The sequence below is a fragment of the Methylosinus sp. KRF6 genome (assembly GCF_018887255.1).
Taxonomy (GTDB): Bacteria; Pseudomonadota; Alphaproteobacteria; order Rhizobiales; family Beijerinckiaceae; genus Methylosinus; species Methylosinus sporium.
On the sequence record NZ_JAHLJF010000032.1, the window covers coordinates 1 to 3,105 of the forward strand.

General features: G+C 56.2%; 3 protein-coding genes. All 3 read left to right on the forward strand.

Annotated elements, in window-relative coordinates; genetic code table 11:
* Window positions 1-183: 183 nt before the first annotated feature.
* The 3 genes from KP010_RS22325 to KP010_RS22335 all read left to right on the forward strand — a co-directional run bounded on the left by KP010_RS22325 (window position 184) and on the right by KP010_RS22335 (window position 3,038).
* Complete coding sequence (locus tag KP010_RS22325) at window positions 184-1,431, forward strand: helix-turn-helix domain-containing protein (RefSeq protein ID WP_371824257.1); 1,248 nt, start codon at window positions 184-186, stop codon at window positions 1,429-1,431.
* Between the two features lie 3 nt (window positions 1,432-1,434).
* Window positions 1,435-2,571, forward strand: a complete 1,137-nt coding sequence (locus KP010_RS22330) for a beta family protein (RefSeq protein WP_216281897.1) — start codon at window positions 1,435-1,437, stop codon at window positions 2,569-2,571.
* A gap of 206 nt (window positions 2,572-2,777) precedes the next feature.
* On the forward strand, window positions 2,778-3,038 hold the full coding sequence (locus tag KP010_RS22335; RefSeq protein WP_216281899.1) for a hypothetical protein: 261 nt from the start codon (window positions 2,778-2,780) through the stop codon (window positions 3,036-3,038).
* Window positions 3,039-3,105: the final 67 nt, after the last annotated feature.

Below are 3,105 nucleotides of genomic sequence, written 5' to 3' on the forward strand. Positions count from 1 at the left end.
GAATCATGGTGGCCTAGTGAGTCAGAAACCGCCTAATTACGCAACTGTAATGCTAGGCAGACACGGAGTTTCGGATCTTTGGGTGAGATTTCTTGAAAACAACAATTTTGTTGTGTAATGTAGGGTATGATAAGTCCTTCGGTGATTCTAAATGAACGAGAAGCTCGTGAAGCTCGGGCGACCGTGGCCGAGCTCGGTAAGGTGCTGTCGTCGGAACAGGAATTCGAGCCAATCATAGCAGGCCTGCCCCCGCAAGTGGTGACCGGCTTCCGAAAGGCAATCAAAGTTGAGAAGGAAGAGCTTGAGGCCTTGATCAAGGCCTATGAGACCGCCAAAGGTGGAAACTTTGAAGACCTGAAGCGTCGAACAGGGAACGACCCAGGTCTTTCGCTTATAATCGCCCGCATCGCGCGCAACCTCACGCAGAAGGAGTTGGCACGCAAGCTCGGCGTGAAAGAGCAACAAATTCAAAGATACGAGGCCGACAGATATAGCTCCATAAGCCTAGCCAACTTTCGGCGCATAGCGAGCGTTCTCGGCGTTGATTGGGAGATTAGGCTGTCGGAGTGGTGTGGCGGCGCCTGGAGCGCGGCACGCAATGCTTCTGCCATTGAAGTTAGGAAAATACTGAAGCACGCCCGCGCCAGTGGGTGGTTCGACGACGACGATCCAACGATCTTGGCCGATGAAGAAAGCTTCAACTACCTTCAGCGGTATGTGTCGGACCAAATTCTGAAATACGGAAACCCGTCACTCTTGCGGACGGGTTTGAACGTCCAAGATCACTCTGAAGACTTTCTGCTCGTAGCCTGGAAGGCCCGGGTTACGCGTCGCGCCGAGCAAATCATCGCCGCTCATGACACGATCTATCGTCCGCTTGAAATAACCTGGCTCTTGGAGCTGGTCCGGCTTAGCCGTTTTGTCGACGGACCAGCGCGTGCGCGTGACTTGCTGTTGAGTAAGGGGATTGTGGTGGTGGCCGAGCCTCAAATACCGGGGATGAAGGTCGATGGAGCTGCCTTCTTGCTGGAAGGCGTGCCAGTGGTCGCCCTGACGTTGCGGCGGGACACGGTGGACGGTTTCTGGTTCACCCTACTTCATGAGGTCGGGCATGTTATCCTTCACTATCGGACAGGCCTCGGTATAGGATTCTTCGACGATACGGATGTTGCTGACGTCGACGAAATCGAGAGGGAAGCTAACGAGTTCGCATCTAATATGCTCATCCCCGATGAGATTTGGAAACGATCGCCCGCCCGTATTGCCAAGTCCCATGAAGTAGTTGAAAAATTTGCGAAAGAGTTAGGGATCGACCCGGCAATCGTATTTGGAAGAATACAAAAAGAGAGGGGAAACTATGCAATATTCTCAAACATGATTGGTAGAGGGCGAGTCAGAACGCACCTTCTTGAGCAGACGCAAGGGGCTTAGACTATGAGTCGTAATGCTCTTCCGATTTACGTGCCGGCGCTTCGCCTCAAACAGGGCGAGTATCGCGGTTTGCAACGACTTGCCCCTGAGATTGCTGATAGGATCATTCCGCGCCTCGTTGTTCCGCCCCCGAAGGAGCGTGATCTTGAAAAGCATCGCCTGCTCACCAAAGACGAGATCGTGTACGAAACTGGACGCCGCATCGCGGATCATTGGATCATGCGCGAGGCCCTACTCGACGTTCGTTTTCTGTTCAGAGAATTTGGTGAGTCGGAGTGCATCGACTGGTTGCCGCGGATGTTTGACGTGGCCCGTAAAGCCAATGCCAAGCCAATCCCCGTCATAAGCCTTGCAGACGCCCTTGGACCCCGGGCCGCAGCCTTTCGTCAGGCGTTGGCGATCGAAAATGTGACGAAGGCCGCAATACGTATCGATTCCGGCGAGATCGACAAAGAGCTCCCGAGCCGCATAGCCGTCGCGATGGCCGCGCTCGGCTTGGCCCCGAACGATTGCACCGCTCTGGCTGACTTCGGAGACGCGGACTTCTCTGATGCCAGTGCGGTGGCAAACATCGCGCAGGCTGCCCTCGAAGATTTGCAGCGGATCGGACGTTGGCGTCAGGTCGTGTTCCAGGGAACAAATTATCCTGAAGTGAACCCGGCCGAACCGGGCCACACGACGGTCATTCCTCGCAATGAGTGGCTGGCCTGGAGAGAAGCGATCCAACTCGACGGTACCTCACCAGAGCACCTCGTGTTCGGCGATTATGGAGCTGACTGCCCGAAGTTCGAGTTCAGGGCATCCAGAGGAATCCCGATCCGCCACTATAGATATACGACGCGCAACAATTGGCTGGTTGTCCGCGGCTCCGCTGTCGGCCAGGCTGATATGGTGATGCGTGACGTCTGCGATCGCATCTTGAAGAGCGGCGAGTTCGCGGGACGGGGTTTCTGTTCAGCGGACGACTACATTTTCAAGACTGCAAACGGATGGGACGGCCCTGGAAATGGCTCCACGTGGCGCGAAATCAACACAACGCACCACATCACCCGCGTAGTCCGCGACATTGGTGGCATAAAAGGTATGTCGTTTGCGGCGTCGAGATTCAGCGACCCTGCCGACCAGCCGTCATTTCTCTGAAGGACGCGGAAGCACCCGACGCGCGCCGGCTTGAGCCCTACGATGGCGGTGCCGACCCAATCCTGACGCAGGATCTCGAAGGGTTGGTCGCCCGTCGCCGTGCGAATCTGCGGTCTTATGTAGCAGCCGCCACTGGCTTCCTCTACTGGCGCGGATTTTGAAGCGCTATGCTGTCGGCTCATCATTGATTGAGCATGGAAACGGCGATGAGCGCAACGGAAATCATCTCGGCCTTGCGAGACAAGAGATCAGAACTCGCTGACGCCATCGCCCAACTGGAGCGTCAAGTCGATCGACAGCGCGCCGATCTCGGGCATATTGACGCCACGATACGGCTGTTCGACCCCAGCATCGAAGACGAGGAGACCCGATCGACCGCGCCACGCGCGCACAACAACTGGTTTCGTCCGGGCGAATGCCGCCGGCGCATTGACGTGCCCCTGAAAAATCCCCCCAGCATCGATTAGAGTCCGGCCGATTGCCGCGCGACAATCAAGGTGAGAGTCCAGCGTCAATCAGGATGAGAATCGCGGG